Source organism: Vibrio glycogenivorans, assembly GCF_051660965.1.
Classification (GTDB): Bacteria; Pseudomonadota; Gammaproteobacteria; order Enterobacterales; family Vibrionaceae; genus Vibrio.
Map to the genome: position 1 here is coordinate 1 of NZ_JBPVIS010000031.1, position 1594 is coordinate 1594.

2 tRNA genes and 2 rRNA genes are annotated in these 1594 nt (G+C 46.5%); all 4 read right to left on the minus strand.

Features of this window, described 5'->3' with window-relative positions:
* Positions 1 to 379: ribosomal RNA gene (locus ACSTTG_RS24110) — 23S ribosomal RNA — on the minus strand; the annotation flags it as partial.
* Positions 380 to 725: 346 nt separating this feature from the next.
* Positions 726 to 801, minus strand: a tRNA-Ala gene (locus ACSTTG_RS24115).
* A 120-nt stretch (positions 802 to 921) separates the two neighbouring features.
* Positions 922 to 998: transfer RNA gene (locus ACSTTG_RS24120), tRNA-Ile, on the minus strand.
* A 90-nt stretch (positions 999 to 1088) separates the two neighbouring features.
* A 16S ribosomal RNA gene (locus ACSTTG_RS24125) occupies positions 1089 to 1594 on the minus strand; the annotation flags it as partial.

Sequence of the window (1594 nt, forward strand, 5' to 3'; positions counted from 1 at the left end):
TATCACGTGTCCCGCCCTACTCGATTTCACTGATTATGATATGTCGGTTACGGGGCTATCACCCTGTATCGCGCCACTTTCCAGAGGCTTCACCTGTATCATTAAAAGCTTAAGGGCTAGTCCAATTTCGCTCGCCGCTACTTTCGGAATCTCGGTTGATTTCTTTTCCTCGGGGTACTTAGATGTTTCAGTTCCCCCGGTTCGCCTCACTAACCTATGTATTCAGTTAGTGATACTCTCTTATGAGAGTGGGTTTCCCCATTCAGAAATCCCAGACTCACAGGTTGTTACTACCTAATCTGGGCTTATCGCAAGTTACTACGTCTTTCATCGCCTCTGACTGCCAAGGCATCCACCGTGTACGCTTAGTCACTTAACCATACAACCCCAAAGAGTTTCGAAAGAAACCTCGAGATTGTCGTCTCTTTGCTTTCACTTTTGAAAAGTGAAGACAAAAGGTCAAACAACCAAAGTTGTCTGCAATTTTTATACATGATGCAGACTCGATTTTGCCGGACTCAAATATTAAGTAGCTTTCGCTACTTCCAAGAACACTTGAATGTGTGTTGGTACCTAATCTCTTATGTTTCAAAGAAAATTAGGATTTGAGAACTTTTATTGAATATTGTTAATCAAACAATATTCGTCAGCTTTCCAAATTTTTAAAGAGCAGATTTTCTATTGAAAACCATTTTTAAGAACACTTAAGCAAATGCGCTTAAAGATGGTGGAGCTAAGCAGGATCGAACTGCTGACCTCCTGCGTGCAAGGCAGGCGCTCTCCCAGCTGAGCTATAGCCCCATCAATGGATAAATCCATAAACAGTCATTGAGACTGGGAATCTTTTCGTATGCAAGGAAACAAGTAAGGCCGTGTACATCAGTACACAACGCGCTTGTTGACGCAGCAGACGGAAAGATTTGGTGGGTCTGAGTGGACTTGAACCACCGACCTCTCGCTTATCAGGCGAACGCTCTAACCACCTGAGCTACAGACCCCCAATTTTGATTTTACCTAAACAGTAAAATCACTCTTTCATTTACAAACCATATCAATCTGTGTGAACACTCATCGCAATAATCATCGTATAAGGAGGTGATCCAGCCCCAGGTTCCCCTAGGGCTACCTTGTTACGACTTCACCCCAGTCATGAACCACAAAGTGGTGAGCGTCCTCCCGAAGGTTAAACTACCCACTTCTTTTGCAGCCCACTCCCATGGTGTGACGGGCGGTGTGTACAAGGCCCGGGAACGTATTCACCGTAGCATTCTGATCTACGATTACTAGCGATTCCGACTTCATGGAGTCGAGTTGCAGACTCCAATCCGGACTACGACGCACTTTTTGGGATTCGCTCACTCTCGCGAGTTGGCTGCCCTCTGTATGCGCCATTGTAGCACGTGTGTAGCCCTACTCGTAAGGGCCATGATGACTTGACGTCGTCCCCACCTTCCTCCGGTTTATCACCGGCAGTCTCCCTGGAGTTCCCACCCGAAGTGCTGGCAAACAAGGATAAGGGTTGCGCTCGTTGCGGGACTTAACCCAACATTTCACAACACGAGCTGACGACAGCCATGCAGCACCTGTCTCAGAG